The 19,102-nt window shown below is 64.6% G+C and carries 18 protein-coding genes; 16 read left to right on the plus strand and 2 right to left on the minus strand.

Annotation, left to right across the window (positions count from 1 at the left end):
• The first annotated feature begins 5 nt into the window (after window positions 1-5).
• The 6 genes from AmiPiv_RS08785 (at window position 6) to AmiPiv_RS08810 (ending at window position 6,423) form a co-directional block, all read left to right on the plus strand.
• Window positions 6-1,163, plus strand: coding sequence for a Gfo/Idh/MocA family protein (locus AmiPiv_RS08785; protein ID WP_340037000.1), 1,158 nt, complete (start codon window positions 6-8; stop codon window positions 1,161-1,163).
• Window positions 1,160-1,831, plus strand: a complete 672-nt coding sequence (locus AmiPiv_RS08790) for a D-lyxose/D-mannose family sugar isomerase (protein ID WP_340037001.1) — start codon at window positions 1,160-1,162, stop codon at window positions 1,829-1,831. The genes AmiPiv_RS08785 and AmiPiv_RS08790 overlap by 4 nt, the downstream gene beginning before the upstream one ends.
• The gene (locus AmiPiv_RS08795) at window positions 1,828-2,844 is read left to right on the plus strand and encodes a carbohydrate kinase family protein (protein ID WP_340037002.1); all 1,017 of its coding nucleotides are present in this window, start codon (window positions 1,828-1,830) and stop codon (window positions 2,842-2,844) included. The genes AmiPiv_RS08790 and AmiPiv_RS08795 overlap by 4 nt, the downstream gene beginning before the upstream one ends.
• A gap of 35 nt (window positions 2,845-2,879) precedes the next feature.
• On the plus strand, window positions 2,880-3,845 hold the full coding sequence (locus AmiPiv_RS08800; RefSeq protein ID WP_340037003.1) for a substrate-binding domain-containing protein: 966 nt from the start codon (window positions 2,880-2,882) through the stop codon (window positions 3,843-3,845).
• Between the two features lie 68 nt (window positions 3,846-3,913).
• The gene (locus AmiPiv_RS08805; RefSeq protein ID WP_340037004.1) at window positions 3,914-5,422 is read left to right on the plus strand and encodes a sugar ABC transporter ATP-binding protein; all 1,509 of its coding nucleotides are present in this window, start codon (window positions 3,914-3,916) and stop codon (window positions 5,420-5,422) included.
• A complete protein-coding gene (locus tag AmiPiv_RS08810) occupies window positions 5,419-6,423 on the plus strand; it encodes an ABC transporter permease (protein ID WP_340037005.1) in 1,005 nt (334 codons plus the stop codon). Before AmiPiv_RS08805 ends, AmiPiv_RS08810 begins: the two co-directional genes overlap by 4 nt.
• Before the next feature lie 49 nt (window positions 6,424-6,472).
• Here the strand turns inward: AmiPiv_RS08810 and AmiPiv_RS08815 are convergent, their stop codons facing one another.
• Window positions 6,473-7,504: a LacI family DNA-binding transcriptional regulator gene (locus AmiPiv_RS08815; RefSeq protein WP_340037006.1), complete on the minus strand. Its 1,032-nt coding sequence runs from the start codon at window positions 7,502-7,504 to the stop codon at window positions 6,473-6,475.
• A 413-nt stretch (window positions 7,505-7,917) separates the two neighbouring features.
• Here AmiPiv_RS08815 and AmiPiv_RS08820 point away from each other — a divergent pair, with 413 nt between their 5' ends.
• The 8 genes from AmiPiv_RS08820 (at window position 7,918) to AmiPiv_RS08855 (ending at window position 15,839) form a co-directional block, all read left to right on the plus strand.
• Window positions 7,918-8,790: a sugar-binding transcriptional regulator gene (locus AmiPiv_RS08820; protein WP_340037007.1), complete on the plus strand. Its 873-nt coding sequence runs from the start codon at window positions 7,918-7,920 to the stop codon at window positions 8,788-8,790.
• A 133-nt stretch (window positions 8,791-8,923) separates the two neighbouring features.
• Complete coding sequence (locus tag AmiPiv_RS08825; protein ID WP_340037008.1) at window positions 8,924-10,282, plus strand: ABC transporter substrate-binding protein; 1,359 nt, start codon at window positions 8,924-8,926, stop codon at window positions 10,280-10,282.
• A 53-nt stretch (window positions 10,283-10,335) separates the two neighbouring features.
• Window positions 10,336-11,238 carry a branched-chain amino acid ABC transporter permease gene (locus AmiPiv_RS08830; protein ID WP_340037009.1) on the plus strand — a complete coding sequence of 301 codons (903 nt, stop codon included), beginning with the start codon at window positions 10,336-10,338 and terminating at the stop codon, window positions 11,236-11,238.
• Window positions 11,235-12,317, plus strand: a complete 1,083-nt coding sequence (locus tag AmiPiv_RS08835; RefSeq protein WP_340037010.1) for an ABC transporter permease subunit — start codon at window positions 11,235-11,237, stop codon at window positions 12,315-12,317. Before AmiPiv_RS08830 ends, AmiPiv_RS08835 begins: the two co-directional genes overlap by 4 nt.
• Window positions 12,318-12,322: 5 nt before the next feature.
• Window positions 12,323-13,021: an ABC transporter ATP-binding protein gene (locus tag AmiPiv_RS08840; protein WP_340037011.1), complete on the plus strand. Its 699-nt coding sequence runs from the start codon at window positions 12,323-12,325 to the stop codon at window positions 13,019-13,021.
• Entirely contained in the window at window positions 13,014-13,718 is a 705-nt protein-coding gene (locus tag AmiPiv_RS08845) for an ABC transporter ATP-binding protein (RefSeq protein ID WP_340037012.1), read from the plus strand. Before AmiPiv_RS08840 ends, AmiPiv_RS08845 begins: the two co-directional genes overlap by 8 nt.
• 13 nt (window positions 13,719-13,731) lie before the next feature.
• The gene (locus AmiPiv_RS08850) at window positions 13,732-14,325 is read left to right on the plus strand and encodes a transglutaminase domain-containing protein (RefSeq protein ID WP_340037013.1); all 594 of its coding nucleotides are present in this window, start codon (window positions 13,732-13,734) and stop codon (window positions 14,323-14,325) included.
• Complete coding sequence (locus AmiPiv_RS08855; protein ID WP_340037014.1) at window positions 14,322-15,839, plus strand: xylulokinase; 1,518 nt, start codon at window positions 14,322-14,324, stop codon at window positions 15,837-15,839. The genes AmiPiv_RS08850 and AmiPiv_RS08855 overlap by 4 nt, the downstream gene beginning before the upstream one ends.
• A gap of 9 nt (window positions 15,840-15,848) precedes the next feature.
• Here the strand turns inward: AmiPiv_RS08855 and AmiPiv_RS08860 are convergent, their stop codons facing one another.
• The gene (locus AmiPiv_RS08860) at window positions 15,849-16,712 is read right to left on the minus strand and encodes a MurR/RpiR family transcriptional regulator (RefSeq protein ID WP_340037015.1); all 864 of its coding nucleotides are present in this window, start codon (window positions 16,710-16,712) and stop codon (window positions 15,849-15,851) included.
• 136 nt (window positions 16,713-16,848) lie between these two features.
• Here AmiPiv_RS08860 and murA point away from each other — a divergent pair, with 136 nt between their 5' ends.
• A complete protein-coding gene (gene murA / locus AmiPiv_RS08865; protein WP_340037016.1) occupies window positions 16,849-18,105 on the plus strand; it encodes a UDP-N-acetylglucosamine 1-carboxyvinyltransferase in 1,257 nt (418 codons plus the stop codon).
• Window positions 18,102-18,980, plus strand: a complete 879-nt coding sequence (locus tag AmiPiv_RS08870) for an N-acetylglucosamine kinase (RefSeq protein ID WP_340037017.1) — start codon at window positions 18,102-18,104, stop codon at window positions 18,978-18,980. The genes murA and AmiPiv_RS08870 overlap by 4 nt, the downstream gene beginning before the upstream one ends.
• Window positions 18,981-19,102: the final 122 nt, after the last annotated feature.

The raw sequence follows: 19,102 nt of genomic DNA on the forward strand, positions 1-19,102 counted from the left end.
CGGCAATGGGAGGAAAGGTCATACGCGTCGGCATTATCGGCTGCGGCCTGATGGGGCGTGAACTGGCGAGCGCTGCGGCGCGCTGGCTGCATTTGACAGACGCAAAGGCCCGTCCCGAGATCGTGGCGGTCTGCGATTCCAACCCGGTGCTGATGGACTGGTTCACCACCCATCTGCCCAGCGTCAGGCAGACGACCACCGACTATCGCGAATTGCTGGCGAACCCGGAAGTCGACGCCGTCTATTGCGCGGTTCCGCATCTGCTGCACGCCGAAATCTATCCCGAGATCCTGGCCGCGGGGAAACATCTGTTCGGCGAAAAGCCTTTTGGCATGGATGCCGCACAGAACCGCATCATCGACGCGGCGGTGAAGGCGCATCCCGACGTGCTGGTGCGCTGCTCGTCGGAGATGCCCTTCTTCCCCGGTGCGCAGAAGGTGATCGACTTCGTTCGCAAGGGACATGTCGGCGAAATCCTCGAAGTCGAAGCCTGCTTCCTGCATTCGTCCGACATCAACCCCGACAAGCCGATCAACTGGAAGCGGGTGGTCGGCGTGAACGGCGAATACGGCTGCATGGGCGATCTGGGAATGCATGTGCTGCATGTTCCCCTGCGGCTCGGCTGGAAGCCGCATTCGGTCAGCGCGTCGCTGGTGAAGCGGGTCACAACTCGTCCTGACGGCAAGGGCAACCAGGTCCCCTGCATGACCTGGGACAACGCGACGGTCACCGGCACGGTCAAGGCCGAGGGCGGCGATTTTCCGATGGTGTTGAAAACCTGGCGCATCGCGCCCGGCGAAAGCAACACCTGGTCCATCCGGGTGCTGGGCATGAAGGGTTCGGCCTTCTTCACTACCAAATCGCCGCGCCAGTGGCAGTTCATGCGATACGAGGCCGGCGGGCCACAGTGTTGGCAGGTCGAGGACCTCGGCTATCAATCGCTCTTCCCCACGATTACCGGCGGCATCTTCGAATTCGGCTTCACCGACGCGATCCAACAGATGTGGGCGGCCTTCGTTGATGAGCTTTCGGGCGGCGATGCCAACGGCTTCCAGTGTGCCACACCGCAAGAGGCAGCCGATCACCACGCCGTGCTGACCGCCGCGCTGGAGGCCGGGAAGACCGGCCGCGTGGTGCCTGTCGCCTATGGGCGCGCGGCATGAAGCGGTCCGCCATCAATGCGGCGCTGCGCCGGGCCGAAGCGATGCTGGCGGATCACGGCTGGCTTCTGCCCGATTGGGGCGGCTGGTCGCCCGCGGACCATGCGTCGGACCCGAGCCTGGCCGCTTTCCTGCACGAACGGCAGCTCGGGTGGGATGTAACGGATTTCGGTCTTGGCGATTTCGCCCGCCGCGGCCTGGTCCTGTTCTGCGTCAGGAATGGCGCGCAGGGCAATCCAGCGACGCTGCCCTATGCCGAGAAGCTTCTGTTCGTCGCAGAAGGGCAGGTGACGCCCTTCCACGCCCACAAGGTCAAGCTCGAGGACATCATCGTGCGCGGCGGCGGTCATCTGTGCGTCGCCTTCACGCGTCACGGTTCGTTCGCCGAAGCGCCGGTGCTAGTGGACGGCCGCGTCGTGACCGATCCCTATGACACACCGATCCGGCTGCGGCCGGGGCAAAGCATCACGATCCCGCGCGGCATGCAGCACAGCTTCTGGGGCGAAGCCGGGGCGGGCGACGTATTCGCGGCCGAGGTCAGCCAATGCAACGACGACCTGGCGGACAATTTCTTCCTCGAACCTCTGGGCCGCTTCGCCGAGATCGAAGAGGACGAGCCGCCGCATCGCCTGCTTTGGAACGAAAGCTCGTCCGAAGGTGCAACACGATGACGGGTGTGATGCCCAAGGGCGATGGGGTCGTTTGCGCCGGAAACTGGATCGTCGATGTCGTCCACACGCTGGACCGCTGGCCGGCGAAAAGCGATCTCGTGCATATCCTGTCGGAAGCCGAGGGCGTCGGTGGCGGGGCGGCCAATGTGGCCATCGACCTTGCCGCGTTCGATACCGGCCTGCCGCTGTTCGCGGTCGGCCTGACCGGCACCGACCGTCATGCTGAAACTGTGCGTCAGGCCTGTCGGGCGGCGGGGCTGGACAGCCGTCACCTCGGCGCCACCGCCGCTGCGGCCACCGCGCATACGCATGTGATGAACCTGCCCGGCGACAGCCGCACCTTCCTCTACCATGCGGGGGCCAACGACCTGTTCGATGGCATGCATCTGTCGGTCGAGGCCTTGGCCGATATGGACGCGCGTATCTTCTATCTGGGCTATCTGAATCTATTGAAAAGCCTGGATGCGGTCGGTCCCGATGGCAGCACCGATGCGGCCTCACTGTTGCGACGGGCGCAGTTGGCCGGGATGCAGACATGTGTCGATCTCGTCTCCGCGGACGGGCCGCGCTTCCGCGCTACGGTCGAAGCGACGCTGGCCGAAATCGACCATCTTTTCCTGAACGAGATCGAGGCCGCTCGTGCCACGGGGCTCGCCATTTCGGGTCCGCAGGATGCCAAGGGCATGGAGGCGGCAGGCAGGCAGCTGCTGGCGGCCGGGGTGCGGCAGACCGTGATCCTGCACTCACAGGACCTGGCGATCTGGTTGCCGAAAGCTGGACCGGCGGTCCGCCTTGCTTCCATACCCGTACCCACCTCGGAGATCGTAAGCCCGGTCGGTGCAGGCGACGCGTTCTGCGCCGGAGTGATCTTCGGCATCCATGAATACTGGCCGCCCAACTACGCGCTGCAGCTCGGCCATCGAGCCGCAGCCGCGGCGTTGCGTTCGCCGACTGCGACGGGAGGCATCCCGCCGCTTGTGACCCTCATGCCCGAGGCATTCGCAACTTGTTGAATCCACGAAATGGTTTGTCAAAAAGGGAGGAAACCGTGACGACAACCACCAAGCGTACCTTGCTGAAAGCCACCATCGCCGCATTGACAATAGGCCTGGCCCTGCCGGCGCTGGCCCAGGAAAAGCCCGTCATCGCCAGCATCGTGTTCCAGGGCGATTCCTTCATGAAATCGCTGCAGCAGGGCGTCAAGGACGGTGCTGCGGCCGGGGGCGCCGAGGTGCTGGAAATCAACATCGACGGCGACCAGGCCAAGGAAACCGAGGCGATCGACACCTATATTGCCCGCAAGGTCGATGCGATCGTGATCGCCCCGCTGTCGGCAACCAATTCGGCCGCTGCCCTGAAGCGCGCCAAGGATGCGGGCATCGCCGTCATCGCATTGAATGGCGGGCTCCAGGACGGGTCGATCGCGGCGGCCACCTTCTCGACCTCGAATACCGACCTCGGCAAGACCTCGGGCGCGGCGGCTGCCAAGTTCATCACCGAGAAGCTGGGCGGCAAGGCGAAGGTCGGCATCCTTGCCTTCTCGTCGCTTCTGCCGGAACAGAGCGGCGAGCGCACCGGAGGGTTCAAGGGTGCGGCCGCGCAGGGCAATCAGATCGACATTGAGGCCGCACAGGATGCATGGCTGCCTGAAAAGGCGGTGACCGTCGCAACCGACATCATGACCGCCAACCCCGAGATCAATGTGATCTTCGCGGCCAATGAGGGCGGCACCATCGGTGCCATGCAGGCCGTCCGCAATGCGGGCAAGGCCGGGCAGGTCTTCGTTTTCGGCATCGACGGGTCTGAGCAGCTTGCCAAGGGGCTTACGGCCGGGGACGACGTGCTGCAGGCGGTCACCGCCCAGTCGCCGCGCGAAATGGGCAAGATGGGCGCAGAAGCTGCGCTCAAGGTGCTGAAGGGCGAAGCGGTTGAAGCGAAGACCGTCGTGCCTACGCTGCCGCTGAACCGCAATGACCCGGCCGGGATCGAAGCGTTCCTCGCATCGCTCAAATAGGCGAATGCCGGCGCCGCCCCAGCCTTCGGGCGGTGCCACCTTTCATTGCCGGAGGCAAGGCGTCAGCAATGGATCTGCATCTCGAGGGACTCACGCGCCACTATGGCGCCGTGCGCGCCCTGCACAATTTCACCCATAGCTTCGCGAGCGGCCAGGTCCATGCCCTGATCGGCAAGAACGGCTCGGGCAAGAGCACCTTCATCAAGATGATGGCGGGGGCCACCTCGCCGACCTCGGGCCGCATCCGCCTGGGGGGGCGTCCCGTTCAGTTTCGAAGTCCGCAGGACGCGCTGGCAGAAGGCGTGGTGACCGTCTACCAGGAACTTAGCCTCGTGCCTGGCCTTTCGGTGGCCGAGAACATTTTCCTTGGCCGGCTGCCACGCCGGGGCAAGTGGATCGACTGGACCAGGTTGCACGATCTTGCCGGGGCACTTCTGGAAGAAATGGGCGCGACCGACATCGATCCGCGCCAGTCGGTCGAAAGCCTGTCAGTGGGGCGGCAACAGCTGGTCGAGATCGTCAAGGCCTCGAGCCTGTCGCCCAAGGTGCTGCTGTTGGACGAGCCGACCTCCGCCCTTGCCGCCGCCGAGGTGGAACGGCTCTTTGCGCTGATCCGCCGCCTGAAGGCCAAGGGCGTGACGATCTTGTACATCTCGCATCGCCTGGCCGAGCTGCCGCGCATCGTCGATACCGTGACGACGTTGCGCGATGGCGCCTTCGCGGGATCGCTGCCGATGGCCGAGGCCGGCCCGCGCGAGATCCTTGGCATGATGTTCGGCAACCTTGCGCCACTGGACCGCCCCGCCCACAGGGCAGGTGGCGAATTGTTGCTGGAAGTCCAGGGCCTGCGTATCGAGCCGTGGCTGAGAGACGTGAGCTTCCGGCTGTGCAAGGGGGAAGTGCTGGGGATAGCCGGCATGCTGGGCTCGGGCCGGACGGAGCTTCTGCACGGCATCTTCGGCGCACGACCCATTGACGCCGGGCGTGTCCTACTGGACGGGCGCGACATCACCAGCTACGGCCTGCCCGGCCGCAAGGCGGAGGGGCTGGCCTATGCCTCCGAGGACCGCAAGCATGCCGGGCTGGTGCTGGATCATTCGATCCACGCCAACCTCGTCACGGCCCCCCTGCGCAAGATCGCCAAATGGGGGCTGACCTGGCTCGGGCTGGAGCGGCCCCATGCCGAGCGCCAGGTGGCAGGGTTGCAGATCAAGGTTTCGGACCTGATGCTGCCGGTCAACTCCCTTTCGGGCGGCAACCAGCAGAAGGTCGTCGTCGGCAACTGGCTGAACAGCGGCCCGCGTGTCCTGCTCTTGGACGAGCCGGGACGCGGCGTCGACGTGCAGGCCAAGCGCCAGATCTACCAGATCATCTGGGACCAGGCCGCGCGAGGGCTGTCCTCGATCGTCGTCTCGACCGAACTCGAGGACCTGGCCGAATGCTGCGACCGCGTCCTGGTGCTGCGCGACGGGCGCATCGCGGCCGAATTTTCTGGCAAGGGGCTCGATCCCAAGGCCCTCTACGCCGCCACCATGATGACCAGTCCCGAAACTTCTGCCGAAAGGTCCGCCCCATGACCGCGATCCCCCACGCCCCCGTCGTTCAAGGCCCGCGCCGCCTGTCCGGGCTGCTGCGGCGCCAATCCATGCTGCTGATCCTGATCGCCTTCTACATCCTGGTGGCGCTGACGGGGCGCGGCTTCCTTACCCCGGACAACCAGCTCAACATCCTCCGCACCGTGGCCGTGCCCGGGATGATCGCCTTCGGCATGACGCTGGTCGTCATCGTCGGCGAGATCGACCTGTCGGTCGGCTCGATGGTGGCCGTCTCGGCCTGCATCACCGCCTGGATGGTGCAGCTTCTATCGCGCGGCGCGATGGAGCCTTCGGTGCTTGCCGTGCTGGGCGCCATGCTGATTTCGCTCGGTTTTGCTGCGCTGGTGGGTTTCTTCAACGGCCTCATGCGGCAGAAGATCGGCGTGCCGACCTTCATTTCGTCGCTGGCCATGATGGCGACGCTGGCGGGTGTAGCGAACCTCATCACCGGAGGATCGCCGATCGAGAGCTTTCCTTCGTGGTACTACATCATCGGCAGCGGCCGCTTCCTGCATATTCCGGTGCCGGTGTTCCTCCTGGCGGCAGCCTTCGCCTTCACCTTCATCCTGACGAACTATACGGCGCTTGGCCGCGAGATTTACGCTGTGGGCGGCAATATCGAGGCTGCACGACTGTCGGGCATCAATGTCTGGCGCACCAAGACGATCTGCCTCGTCATCACCAGTGTCTTCGCGGCGATCGGCGGGATCGTCTATTCCTCGTTGATCAATTCCGGCAATTCGACCATCGCGCGGGGACTGGAGCTCGAGGTGATCTCGGCCTGCATCATCGGCGGCGTCAGCCTGTTCGGCGGCAAGGGCTCGATCTGGGGGGCCTTCATCGGCGTGCTGTTCCTGGGTGTGCTGTTGAACGCCATGACGCTGTGGGGCTTCAACCCTTACGCGCAGCAGGTCGTGAAGGGGGCGCTGATCCTTGGCGCCGTCTTCGTCAATTTCGCCATCGACGGGCGATCCCCTCGCTGAAGGCCGGAGTGAAGGGTGCAACGGCAAACAGTGGGCAACATCGGCGTGGCTACCGGCCCTGTGTGGAACCGCCGGAACGCCGAATGAGCGGTCCCGTGGTCCCACGCAGCACCATGCGCAGGTCCAGCGCGCCCGGCAGCGGCGCCGGCGGCGCCTCGCCGGCGATCAGGGCCAGCAGTTCGTTGACCGCCTGCCGACCGATGGCTCTCACGGGTTGGGCCACGGTGGTCAATTGCGGCACGACGTAGCGCGCGGCCGGCAGGTCGTCGAAGCCGGTGACCGAGACGTCCTCGGGCACCCGCAGCCCGCGCTGGCTCGCCGCATGGATTGCGCCGATCGCGGCTATGTCGGTCATGCCGAGGATCGCGGTCGGACGATGGCCCTGATCGAACAACGACAGCATCAGGTCGCGGCAGGCCTCGAAGCTATGGATTTCGCCGATGCCGATGCAGAGCGGCGCAATCCCGGCAGTCGCCAATGCTTCCCTCGCGCCTTCCAGGCGTTCCTGGATTGGCCAGCTATGCCCTGGCGCGCCGAGAATGGCGATCTCGCGGTGGCCGAGCGCGAGAAGATGCTCGGCAGCCATCCGCATCCCCTGCCGGTGATCGGCCTTGACCGCATGCGGCGTGACATCCGGCAATTGCCGGTCGATGGCGACGATCGGGATGCCTGCATCCTGCAGTCTCTGGAAGGCGTGCGAATCCTCGGTGACGCTGACGACCAGGACGCCATCCACTTTCTGCGACAGCAGTGCGGCGACATAGCGCGCTTCGCTTTCGGGGTTTTCGGCGGTCGAGCAGATCATCGCGGTATAGCCGCGGGCGAACAGCTCCTGTTCGATTTCGTGGGCGAGGATGCCGAAGAAATGCACGTCCAGCGCCGGGAGCATAAGTGCCACCATACGGCTTTCCTGCATGCGTATCAGCCTGGCACCCGCGTTCGGCTGGAAGCCCGTCTCCCGGATCGCGGCCTCGACCTTCTTCCGCACGCCGGCCGAGACATAGCCGGAGTTGTTGATGACGCGGGAAACCGTCGCGATGGACGTTCCGGAAAGCCTCGCAACGTCGCGGATGCCAGCCATTCTATGGATTGCCTTCGGAAATGGGTGCCTGAGCGGCCTATCCTTTCAGCAGGCCTGCGGCAGCCTATCTCGAAGTCGGGCCGGATCGAAGCTGCGGCTGGCGTTTCCCGCAGGATTTTGACGGTGCGCATTGGGCCGGGTGCGGAACAACCTCTGCATCGACCGGCGCGGCAAGCGCTGCCGAGCGCCCAAACACTGTGTCGATTTTCCGAATTTCTCCTGTCGCTGTCGGTCGCGCTTGACATGAGCCGCATAACGATTCTATCCATATGCGCAATCTAAGCGCATATGAGCAATCAATGGCAACCTCATCCCTCCTGCTGGCCAAGATCTGTCAAGCCTACTATCGCGAGCGCCTGACCATGGCGGAGGTGGGGACGCGTTTCGGGCTTTCCCGTCACAAGATCGGCCGGATGCTGCAGGAGGCCGAGGAACTGGGCGTCGTGCGCATCGATGTTCGTGCCCCTGTCAGTCAGGCCAGTGACCTGGAGCGGGCCATCGAGGTCGGCCTCGGCGTCAAGACCTGTGTCGTTGCCAGGGTCGAGCCGAATCTTGCCGCCGACGAGGTAAAGCGGCGTACCTGCGCCCTTGGCGCCGAGTTCCTCGGCGAGATCTTGCCCGAGAACGGCGCCATTGGAATTGGCTGGGGCAGCACGACCTTCGAACTGGTGACGCAGCTCAAGACGCTCGATTTTCCCGGATCCCAGGTGATCCAGATCACCGGCGGAAACAAGCGCGTCGAGCACCTGTTCGATTGCCAGGAAGTGACGCGGCGACTGGCCGAGAAGCTTGGCACGGCGCCGCATCTGCTTCATGCACCTGGCATCGTGGACCGCAAGGAGACCCGCGACCTGCTTCTCGGCGAGAGTTCGATCGCCGACGTTTTCAAGCTTTTCTCGATCCTCGACATGGCGATCGTCGGTATCGGCTCGCTGGTGCCGTCGGAGGCGTCCATGCTGCTTGCCAGCGGCTACTTCGAGCTGCCGGAGCGGGCGGCGCTGAAGCGCGCGGGGGCCGTCGGGGACGTCTTTTCCTACTTCGTCGATGCTGCCGGTGACGTCGTCCGGACGGAGATCTACGACCGGATGATCACCATCGGCCTCAGCGACCTGATGCAGGTGCCCGCGCGCGTCGGAATCGCGACCGGCGCGGTGAAGGCCAAGGCCGTGGTCGCGGCCGCCAAGGGCGGCTTTGTCAATACATTGATCCTGGACTCGGTCCTGGCCGGCGCCGTGCTTGCCGAAATTGGCTCGCCTGCACCGTCGCAGGTGGACGAACCCGCATGATCGGAGCCGGATGACGTGAGCTTGTTGAGGCGCATTTGTAGAGTAGATGCGCATTTGGAGGAGGAGTAGCATGTCGGAACAGGAAGCAGGGAGTGACAAGGAGTCGGCCGTCCGCAGTCAGGAGGGCGACGCAATGCCAAGAACCACACGCCGGCAATTTCTTGCCGGATCCGCGGCCGGCATCGCCGCCGTCGGGGCGCTCGGCTTTCCCGCGATAAAGGTGAGGGCCGCGGAGAACGGCCCCGTCAAGTTCGGTCTGCTCGAAGACCAGTCGGGCAATTTCGCGCTGTTCGGCCTGCCCAAGCTGCATGCCACGCAACTGGCGATCAAGGAGATCAACGACGGCTTCACGCTGCTCAGTGGCCCCACCGGCCCAGGAGGAACCGGCAAGGACGGCGCCTACAGCGAATTGGCCGACACGCTGGTCGAATCCGGCGACAAGGGCATCAACGGGCGGCAGGTGGAGCTCATTTCGCCTGATCCGCAGTCAGAACCGCGGATGTACCAGCAGCTCACCAAGCGGCTGGGCCTCGAGGACGAGGTCGATGTCATCATGGGCGCCTTCGCAAGCGCCAACCGCGAAGCGATGCGGCCGGTGATCGACCAGATGAAGAAGATGTACTGGTACAACAACCAGTACGAGGGCGGCGTCGCCGACAAGTACACGTTCTGCACGGGTGCCGTTGCAGAGCAGCAGATCATCCCGGCGATGCAGTACTGCATCAGCAAGTTCGGCAAGCGCATCTACATTCCGGCAGCTGACTACAATTTCGGGCAACTCAGCGCCATGTGGACACGCGCGATGGCCCCGCTGCTCGGCGGCGAGGTGGTCGGGCAGGAGTTCATTCCGCTGAGCGTCACCGACTTCACCTCGACGATCGCCCGCATCGAACAGGCCAAGGCCGACTGGCTGATGATGTACATCACCGGTCAGAACCACGCCAATTTCTACCCGCAAGCCAACGCCGCGGGCCTCAAGCGGCCAATGGGATCAAGCATCAACCTTGCCCAGGGCTACGAGCACAAGCGATTTGCCGCGCCGGCCCTTGCGGGAATGAACGTGGCGGTCAGCTACATGGAGGAGATACCGACGCCGCGTAACCAGGCGTTCGTCAAGCGCTTCCGCGCCATGTTCCCGGACGAGCCCTACATCCAGCAGGAGGCGCACAGCGCCTATGTCGCGACGCACCTCTATGCGGTCGCCTGCCGGCTCGCCAAGACGACGGAGCAAGGGGCGGTGATGGAGGTGCTGGAAAGCGGCATCGGTATCGAGGCGCCCGCGGGATGGATGTTCATGGACCCGGCGACGCATCACATGAGCCAGCACATCCGCATGGCTTCGTGCGACGAGAGCCACAACATCACCTTCGTGCAGGAATGGCCGTCCATCGAGCCTTGGTGGACCCGCAGGCTCGGGGTGAATCTCGTGAAGAACCCGGAATTCAAGCAGTACACGCCTGCCGACGATCCGGCCTTCAAGCAATTCATCTGATTGCAATGTCACCCGCGACGGTCGCTTGGCGACCGTCGCGACGGGAACCAGTTATGACCAGTGATCTGTTCAATCTCGGCTATCAGTTCCTGGTGAACATCTCGTTTTTGATGTTCGCCGCGATGGGCCTCACCATCGTGTTGGGCATGCTCAACATCATCAATCTCGCGCATGGCGAGTTCATCATGATGGGCGCATATACGGCGACGATTGCCGTGCACAACGGCGTTCCATTCGTTCTGGCCGTAATGCTCGCCACGTTCGCGGTCGGCATCTTCGGAGCGGTCATCGAGCGGCTGGTGATCCGCCGCTTCTACGGAAACAAGCTCAATGCGCTGGTGGCGACCTTCGGGCTCAGCCTGATCATCAGCCAGGGCACGCTGCTGCTGTTCGGTCCATTTCTGCAGGGCATAAAGATGCCGCTGGGCGGTTTCAAGGTCGGCGATTATTCCTACGCGACCTATCTCCTGGTGATCGCCGGCCTCGCCTTCGTGGTGCTGGGCGCGCTCTGGTTCTTGTTTTACCGCACGCGCCTCGGTGTCGACATGCGCGCAACGATGCAGAATCCGGACATGGCACGTGCCCTCGGCGTCAACACCAGCCGGATCTACATGTTCAGCTTCGCCCTCGGCGCGGCACTGGCCGGCCTGACCGGGGCGCTCTATGCCCCGACCACGACCATCGTTCCCTTGTTCGGGTCCTCTTTCATAGCGCCCGCGTTCATCACGGTCGTGATCGGCGGCGGCGCCAATCCGCTCATTGGTGCATTGGCGAGTTCGTCGCTGCTGGCGCTGGTCCAGACACCGCTGTCATCGGAATTCAGTGCTTTCGCCGGTCGCATCGGTCTGATGTTCGCCGCGTTGCTGATGATGCGTTTCCTGCCCGACGGTCTGTCCCACTACATTCAGGCGGCCTTTCTGAACCGGCGCAGGGCACGCGCGGAGAAAAGCCGATGAGCAGCTACAATTCCCTTGCCGCGCCCGGCACCTCGGCTTCGCCGCGCAGTTTTCTGGAGAGGACAGGTCTCGACGGTCAACTGACCGTCTTCGGCGGCCGCTGGTACTGGTCGCTGTTCGTCCTCGTCTTTGGCGCCGCTGCGACGTTCCCCATCTATGGCTCCGTCTTTACGGCGCTCAACTTCACCAGTTTCCTCATCAACGTTCCACTGGCGCTCGGACTGGCACTTCTGTGGGGTTACTGCGGGGTGCTCAGCTTTGGGCAGGTCGCCTTCTTCGGCATCGGCGGCTATGCCTATGGCGTTCTCGCCATCAACTGGGGCCTGGGTGCTGCCACGGTGGGCGCGGCGGTCTGCGCTCTCGGCCTGACGGCGCTGGCGGCTGCCGCGTTCGGCTATTTCCTGTTCTATGGCCGCGTCAGCGCCTGGATCATCCCGGTGCTGACACTCGTCCTCACGCTCATGCTGGAGACTTTTCTCGGCCAGACCGCCGGGTTGGAATGGCGGATCGGCGATGCCCAGCTCGGCGGCTTCAACGGCATGACCAACATTCCCTCGATCACGGTCGGCCCATTCAGCTTCGACGGCTTCAGCCTGCCGCTTTTCTATCTCGTGCTTGCCTTGGTAGCCTTGACCCTGGCGGGACTGCGGATGCTCGCCAACAGCCATTTCGGACATGTGTCGATGGCCATCCAGGAAGACCAGGAGCGCGCCGAGCTGCTGGGCTACGACATTCGCCGCTATCAGCTCACGATCTTCGTGATCGCCGGCTTGCTGGCCGGGCTCAGCGGCATCCTCTACGCCAGCTGGGGCAATTTCATCCAGCCGACGTCGGTCGGGCTGCTCGCCTCCACCTTCCCGGTGCTGTGGGTCGCTGTCAGCGGCCGTCGTAGCCTGACATCGGTGGCGATCGGTACCGTCGCGCTGTCGGCGCTGTCCGACACGCTTGCGGTGTACAGCGGCGAGCTCGCCTTTGTCGTGATGGGCGCGATCCTGCTGTTTGGAATGATGGCAGCGCCCAACGGCATGGTCATTACGCTGCTTCGGGGCATTGCCCGTCTCTCCCGCGCGAGGAAATGATGTCTTTGCTGGAACTCAAGGCAGTCCGCCGCGCGTTCGGCGGCATCGTGGCGGCCGATGGAATCGACTTCTCGCTGGCGGCTGGCGAGCGCCGCTGCCTGATCGGGCCAAACGGTGCGGGTAAGTCGACATTCTTCAAGCTCATCATGGGCTTGATAAAGCCGGACTCGGGAAGCATCCATCTCGACGGCTCCGATATCAGCCGTGATGAACCGTTTCGCCGCGTTCAGCGCGGCGTCAGCATGAAATATCAGACGACCCGCATCTTCCCGACGCTCACCGTCGCCCAGAACATGTTCATCGCAAGTCCCGGCGGCAAGCTGTCGGAGGTGGCCGCATGGGGTCTCGATCGGCTCGAGCTGGCGCGCAACGCAGCCCGCCCGGCGGGGGAGCTGAGCTACGGACAACAGCATTGGCTGGAAATGTGCATGGCGCTCGGCAACGCGCCACGCGTCGTGCTGATGGACGAACCTACCGCCGGCATGACGCCGCAGGAAAGCCAGCGGACCGCGCAATTCATCAAGGAGCTCGGCGACCGCGGCATCGCCGCGATCGTCATCGAACATGACATGGGTTTCGTGCGCGGCCTGGAGGCGCCGACGACGGTGCTGCACCAGGGGCGGGTCTTCCGGCACGGCAGCATCGCGGAAATCGAACGCGATCCGGACATTCAGCGCATCTATCTGGGGGACGCTCATGGCTGAGCCGTTGCTTAGTGTCGACCATGTACGGAGCGGCTATCGCGGCGGCGATATCCTGAACGACGTCTCCATGCAGGTGTACAAGGGGGAGATGGTCGCCGTCGTCGGCCGCAACGGCGTCGGCAAGACGACGCTGATGCGCACGATCATGGGGCTGCTGCCGCTGCGCGCCGGGGACATCCGTTTCAAAGGCGTCTCGGTTGCCTCGGACGCTCCGCAGAAGCGTGCGCGCGCCGGCTTCGGCTACGTGCCGCAGGGAAAGATGATCTTCCCGTTCCTGACGGTTGCCGAAAACCTCAGGATGGGCGAGCGCATCGGTGGAGGGGCTGGGGCGCTGGATCGCGTGTTCGAAATGTTTCCGATCCTGCGCGAGCGGCTCGGCCAGCATGGCGGAACGCTGAGCGGAGGCCAGCAGCAGGCACTCGCGCTTGCGAGGGCGCTGGCGGGCAATCCGCAACTGCTCATCCTGGATGAGCCGTCGGAGAGCATACAGCCGAACATCATCCAGGAAATCGGCCAGATCCTGCAGCGCCTCAACCGCGACCATGGTCTGACGATCATCCTGGTCGAGAACAATTTCAGTCTCATCCGAGCAACCGCGCAGCGGGCCTACGTACTGGATCGCGGGCGCTGCGTCACAGAGCTTACCGCGGCCGACGTTGCCGATCGCGAGCGGATGCTCCGCCACCTTTCTGTTTAATTGGAGAATACCGATGAATCTGGACGCGTATGATGAATTCCTGGCAGGCATAGGCGAAACGCCGAACCGGCTTGCCGCCATATATCACGCTGTCCGCAACATACCTTACGGCTCGGTCGGCACGCGGGACCCGTTGGTCGTGATGAAGCAGCGAAGCGGTTCCTGCTCTGGCAAGCACGTGCTCCTGCGCAACCTGCTGCGCCGCGCCGGCTATGAGGCAGGGGTCGTGACCATGTTCACCTATTTCGATTCCAAGCTGTCGCCCAACCCATCCTTTCCGGCCGAACTGAACGACATGATCGGGGAGGGCGAGGTCTGCGATTTCCATCACTTCGTGCGGGTCGGCGACGAGGGCGGCCTGGAGCTCGATGCGACCTGGCAGGACGGCCTCGAGAAATATGGTTTTCCGGTAAATTCGAACTGGTCCGGCGAGACCAATACCGAGCTTGCGTCGGTGCCGCTCGAACTGTTTGAACCCGAGGAGGATCTTATCGCGTTGAAGATCAGGCTGGTCGCAACGCTCACGCACGAGCAGGCCGAAAGGCGCAGCCGCTATTTCGCGCTGCTCAGCGCCTGGATAGCCAGTACCCCCGGCGTGCACGGATGAGTGGCGAGCCGCTGTTCGTCGGCATCGACGCCGGAACGACCGGCGTCACCGTCGCCTTGTTCGACAGGCGCGGCCTCATGGTCGCCAGCGGCGACCGCGACTATCCCTGCATCTTTCCTCAGCCTGGCTGGGTCGAACAGGACATGGACGTCGTCTGGCGCGCCTTGTGCGAAGCCAGCCGCCAGGCCATGGCGGGGATCGATCCCGGCCGGATCGTTTCGGTAGGGCTGTCCAGCCAGCGCGGCACCTTTGCTCTGCTCGATGAGCAGTTCCGCCCGCTGGCGCCTGCCATCGTCTGGAATGACGCGCGTGCCAAAGACATGGAAGCGATGATTGCGGCGAACATCTCGCCGGCAAGGTTCCGCTCGCTCACCGGTATGCCGATCGCAGCTTCTTGGGCCGTGGCCAAGATCGCCTGGCTGGCTGCGCACAGACCCAGACTTCTCGACGCCACGAGGTGGATCTGCAACGGACAGGAATATCTGCTTCGCCTGCTGGGAGCCGAGCGGTTCGAAGGCGACCCGTCCAGCCTGACCTTGAACGGCATGCTCGACATACACCGGCTTGGGTGGAGCGACGAGGTCTGCAAGGCCGCTGGCATCGATCTCGCCAAGCTTCCGCCGCTGGGCGCGCCGGGTGCCGCGGTCGGTGTGATTTCGAAGCAGGCGGCGGCGTTGACTGGACTGCCCGCCGGCACCGCACTTTGCCGTGGCGCGGGCGACCAGCAATGCGCCGCGCTGGGTGCGGGCGTGGTGCGGCAAGGCATGGCAGAGATCACCATAGGCACCTCGGCGATGATGGTGGCCCACCTCGACCATCCCGACCTCGCGGTCGGAGAGCAGACTTACATTGGGGCACACGCCATTCCCGGCAAGTGGGACCTGGAAGGCGGTTGCTTTGCCGTCGGCGCCTGCCTGCAATGGTGGCGCGACCAGTTCGAAGGTCCGGCGTCCGGATATGAGCAGATGATGGCGGAGGCGGCCAAGGCGCCGGTCGGGAGCCAGGGGCTGGTGTTCCACCCCTTCTTCGCCGGGCAGATCACACCGCACTACGACGCCACCGCCCGCGGGGCGTTTCTCGGCCTGACGCTGAAACACGCGCGCGCGGACCTCATCCGGGCCATGCTCGAAGGTTTCGCCTGCGAAATACGCTTGATGGTCGACGCCTTCGATGCCGACCTCAAATCCGGCATCACCGACCTGCGCCTCACCGGCGGCGGCACGCGATCCTCGCTTTTTGCGCAGACGATCGCAGACGTCCTGGATCGTCCGGTGAGGCTGCTGCGCGAACGCGAATGCAGTGTACTCGGTGCAGCACTGCTGGGTGCCGTGGGTTCCGCCCATTTCGCCTCGATCGAGGAGGCGGCGGCGGAAATGGTCTGCGCTACGCATTCACTCGAGCCGAACATCGAGCACCGGGTCGTCCTCGACAACCTTTACGGCCTGTTTCGCGAGAGCTATTCGGCCTTGGCTGGGGTCGATTTCTATCGGCAGCTGGAACTGATGCGCCAATAGGTACTGCGCTCAGCGCAATCTTCCGTCCAGCTTGAGGGCCGCCACGGCGGCCTCGCTCTTACGGATGTGATCGCCGGCGTCGGCCTGCCGCTGCACCAAAAGGATGAACAACAGGTCCGTCAGGGCCAGCTGGGCGTCGCGGACGGTGATCGATGACGAGCGGACGTCGTCCTCGTCGCTTGCCGTGTGCAGCACGACGTCGGCGATCGCGCTCAGCGGATTGTCCCTCAGCGACGCAACGGCCACGACGGTCGCACCGCCTTCGCTGGCGAGTTCGGCGATGCGCAGCGTCTCGATGCTGGTGCCGGAATGAGAAAGGGCGAGCATCACGTCCCGCGGCCCCAGCGATGCGGCGCTCGCCAGTTGCACGTGGCTGTCGCTGTCGTGCAGCACGTTGCGGCCGAGCTTCATCAGCTTGATGGCGAAGTCGCGTGCCACCAGCGAAGAGGAACTGACGCCGGCGAGGTGGATCCGGTCGGCCTGGTCGAGCAGGTCAAGAACCTTGGCCACGGTCTGCTCGCTGTTCACCGACATGGTCTGCTGCATGGCGGCCAGCTTGCCCGCCACGAGCTTCTGCTGCACGGCGACATAGCCGTCGGCGCGGTCGATGCTGCCGTGCACCATGCCGGGAGGGGCCTGCCATTGCTGGGCCTTGGCCTCGCTGACGGCGAGCTTCAGCTGCTGGTAGCTCGGATAGCCCAGCTTCTGCGCGAACTTCACCACGCTGGACTGGCTGCGGCCGGTCTGTTCGGCAAGCGCGACGGAAGACAGGCGCAGCATCTCGTCCGGATTGTCGACGATGAACTGGCCGATTTGCCGGTCGGCGGGCGCCATGGTGTCGAGCGTCGCAAGGATTTTCGTGAGAACCGACATGAAGCTCCTCGAGCCCTCTCGTCCAGCGAAGAGATGGGAATAGAATATTCCATCCGATGTTGACAGGGAAGAATAATCCGATCAACTCTCTTGTCAGTTCGGCTGGTTTCGACCGGCTGCTGAACGGATCTTGAACATGGACAAGTTGCGAATCGTCGGTGGCCAGAGGCTGCAGGGAGCAGTCGCCATTTCCGGCGCCAAGAATGCGGCGCTGCCGCAGATCGCGGCCTCGCTGCTGAGCCCCGAACCGCTCGAATTGACCAATCTGCCGGCGGTGAGCGACGTCGAGAACATGCTCGGCGTCATTGCCCAGCACGGGGCAGGGGTCACGCGCCAGGGCCGTTCCGTCGTCATCGATGCGAGCGCCGCCTTTTCCAAGGAGACCAGCTACGACACGGTGCGCAAGATGCGTGCGACGGTACTTGTGCTCGGGCCGTTGCTGGCGCGGTTCGGACAGGCTCAGGTATCGCTGCCCGGCGGCTGCGCGATCGGCGCGCGGCCCGTCGACATGCACATCAAGGCCCTTGGCCAGCTCGGGGCGGACATCGGCATCCAGGGCGGCTCGATCGTCGCTGCTGCGCGAGAGGGCCTGACCGGGGCACGCATCGTGCTCGGCTCGCCGTCGGTCGGCGCGACCGAGACGGCGATGATGGCCGCGACCACGGCCAAGGGCGAGACGGAGATCGTCAACGCCGCGCGCGAGCCCGAGGTGATGGATCTTGCCGCCTGCCTCATCGCCATGGGCGCCAACATCGAAGGGGCAGGGACGCACCGCATCCTCGTCCAGGGCGGCACCTCCTGGCGCGCGGCCAGCCACCACACGATTCCCGACCGCATCGAGGCCGGAACCTATGCGATTGCCGCTGCCATCACCGGCGGCCAGCTCGAGCTGACGAATGCACGTCTCGAGCACCTCGCGTCGGTCGTGCAGGTGCTGGAAGCGGCGGGCGTCAGCGTCTGGCCCGGAGACCGTGGCCTGATCGTCTCGCGGGACGGCCCGTTGTCGCCGGTCGATATCACGACCGAGCCGTATCCCGGCTTTCCGACCGATCTCCAGGCGCAGTTCATGGCGTTGATGTGCTGCGCGCCGGGCGCGTCGCTGTTGCGCGAGACGGTGTTCGAAAACCGCTTCATGCATGTTCCCGAGCTGGTTCGCCTCGGCGCCAACATCACCTTGCAAGGCACGACGGCCCTGGTGCGCGGCGGAACTCCGCTGCGCGGGGCGCAGGTCATGGCCACCGACCTCCGCGCATCCGTATCGCTGGTGCTTGCCGCGCTGGTCGCGGACGGCGAAAGCATCGTCAACCGCGTCTACCATCTCGACCGGGGCTACGAGAGCCTCGACCGCAAGCTGCGCATGTGCGGCGCGACCATCGAGCGGATAGCAGGATGACCAGCGCCGTGCCTCGCTTTTTCCTCGGCGTCGATGGCGGCGGCACCGGTTGCCGTGCCCGCATCGTCGATGAGGCCGGCAATGTGCTCGGCCAGGGCCTGTCGGGTCCGGCGACGACGCGGCTCGGCATCGATGTCGCATGGGCGTCGATCGCGCGTGCGTTTGGCGCGGCCGTCGAGGAGGCCGGCTTCGGTGACGCCGAGCTGGCGCGCACCTTGGCCGGCATCGGCCTTGCCGGCATTGGCCGCAAGGGCGCACTGGAGGCGCTGAAGGCGATCGAGCATCCGTTTGCGGCAATCGACTTCACCAGCGACGGCATGGGCGCTTGCCTCGGCGCCCATTCCGGCAGGGACGGGGCGATCGTCATCGCCGGCACCGGCTCGATCGGACTGGGCTTCGTCGAGGGTTGGGACCTCAGGGTTGGCGGCTACGGATTCCCGATCTCGGATGAAGGCAGCGGCGCCGATCTGGGCTTGAAGGCGGTGCAACTCGCGCTCCGGTCGCATGACGGCCGGCACGACCGTTCGGCGCTGCTGACCGAGGTCATGCAGCGGTTCCACGACGATCCGATGGAGGCGGTGGCCTGGATGGATCGGGCAACCGCCACCGACTACGCCGCGCTCGCGCCGACGGTCATGCGCCATGCCGACCAGGGCGACGCGGCCGGCCGCCGCATCGTTCAGGCTGCCGCCGAGCAGATCGACACCCTAGTGCGCACGCTCTTTGACAAGGGTGCGCCGCGCGTGACCCTCCTTGGTGGACTGGCGAGCCCGCTGGAGCCTTGGCTCGCGCCCGACGTTCGCCGTCGCCTCAAGCCGGCTGATGGCGACGCGGTGTCGGGGGCGATCATCCTGGCGCGGCGGCTCGACCGGTAGGCGGGAGCGCCTGCCGAAGAGGAATATTCCATTCCAATTTGTGTTGACAATAGGAATATTACATTCTAGAAAATTAAGAAGGCCTCAAGGGATCCGGCTCTGAGAGGCACTTGCGATTTCAG

Source organism: Aminobacter sp. Piv2-1 (assembly GCF_037625995.1).
Classification (GTDB): Bacteria; Pseudomonadota; Alphaproteobacteria; order Rhizobiales; family Rhizobiaceae; genus Aminobacter.

Bases quoted from the DNA above. Each gene is read 5' to 3' on its own strand.
- AmiPiv_RS08785 (WP_340037000.1), top strand. From the start codon at position 6: ATGGGAGGAAAGGTCATACGCGTCGGCATTATCGGCTGCGGCCTGATG.
- AmiPiv_RS08790 (WP_340037001.1), top strand. From the start codon at position 1,160: ATGAAGCGGTCCGCCATCAATGCGGCGCTGCGCCGGGCCGAAGCGATG.
- AmiPiv_RS08795 (WP_340037002.1), top strand. From the start codon at position 1,828: ATGACGGGTGTGATGCCCAAGGGCGATGGGGTCGTTTGCGCCGGAAAC.
- AmiPiv_RS08805 (WP_340037004.1), top strand. From the start codon at position 3,914: ATGGATCTGCATCTCGAGGGACTCACGCGCCACTATGGCGCCGTGCGC.
- AmiPiv_RS08810 (WP_340037005.1), top strand. From the start codon at position 5,419: ATGACCGCGATCCCCCACGCCCCCGTCGTTCAAGGCCCGCGCCGCCTG.
- AmiPiv_RS08815 (WP_340037006.1), bottom strand. From the start codon at position 7,504: ATGGCTGGCATCCGCGACGTTGCGAGGCTTTCCGGAACGTCCATCGCG.
- AmiPiv_RS08820 (WP_340037007.1), top strand. From the start codon at position 7,918: ATGCTGCAGGAGGCCGAGGAACTGGGCGTCGTGCGCATCGATGTTCGT.
- AmiPiv_RS08825 (WP_340037008.1), top strand. From the start codon at position 8,924: ATGCCAAGAACCACACGCCGGCAATTTCTTGCCGGATCCGCGGCCGGC.
- AmiPiv_RS08830 (WP_340037009.1), top strand. From the start codon at position 10,336: ATGACCAGTGATCTGTTCAATCTCGGCTATCAGTTCCTGGTGAACATC.
- AmiPiv_RS08835 (WP_340037010.1), top strand. From the start codon at position 11,235: ATGAGCAGCTACAATTCCCTTGCCGCGCCCGGCACCTCGGCTTCGCCG.
- AmiPiv_RS08845 (WP_340037012.1), top strand. From the start codon at position 13,014: ATGGCTGAGCCGTTGCTTAGTGTCGACCATGTACGGAGCGGCTATCGC.
- AmiPiv_RS08850 (WP_340037013.1), top strand. From the start codon at position 13,732: ATGAATCTGGACGCGTATGATGAATTCCTGGCAGGCATAGGCGAAACG.
- AmiPiv_RS08855 (WP_340037014.1), top strand. From the start codon at position 14,322: ATGAGTGGCGAGCCGCTGTTCGTCGGCATCGACGCCGGAACGACCGGC.
- AmiPiv_RS08860 (WP_340037015.1), bottom strand. From the start codon at position 16,712: ATGTCGGTTCTCACGAAAATCCTTGCGACGCTCGACACCATGGCGCCC.
- murA (WP_340037016.1), top strand. From the start codon at position 16,849: ATGGACAAGTTGCGAATCGTCGGTGGCCAGAGGCTGCAGGGAGCAGTC.
- AmiPiv_RS08870 (WP_340037017.1), top strand. From the start codon at position 18,102: ATGACCAGCGCCGTGCCTCGCTTTTTCCTCGGCGTCGATGGCGGCGGC.